The organism is Streptomyces sp. URMC 127 (assembly GCF_051386535.1).
Lineage (GTDB): Bacteria > Actinomycetota > Actinomycetes > Streptomycetales > Streptomycetaceae > Streptomyces.
This window is the reverse complement of sequence record NZ_JBPQTW010000553.1, coordinates 1-258: the sequence shown is the minus strand read 5'-3', so window position 1 is coordinate 258 and position 258 is coordinate 1. Positions and strand designations below refer to the sequence as shown.

The 258-nt window shown below is 41.5% G+C and carries 1 protein-coding gene; it reads left to right on the top strand.

Going from position 1 to position 258, the window contains the following annotated elements:
- Positions 1-258: condensation domain-containing protein (locus ACSNOH_RS35360; RefSeq protein ID WP_436725524.1), on the top strand; the 258-nt coding region annotated here is incomplete at both ends.

Here is a 258-nt window from a genome sequence, read left to right as displayed (position 1 = left end):
GAAGAAAGCAGCAGGCTTTCGGAGCTTGCGGCAAGAGAAGAAGTAACACTCAGTACGATTTTCCATACCATTTGGGGTATTCTGCTTCAAAAATATAATAATAACGATGACGCCGTATTCGGTTCTGTCATTTCAGGAAGACCCGCAGAAATCGAAGGCATTGAACATATGGTAGGTCTTTTCATTAACACGATACCGATTAGGGTGCAGGGGGCAAAAACACCATTTATACAGCTCATAAAAGATATGCAAAAAGAC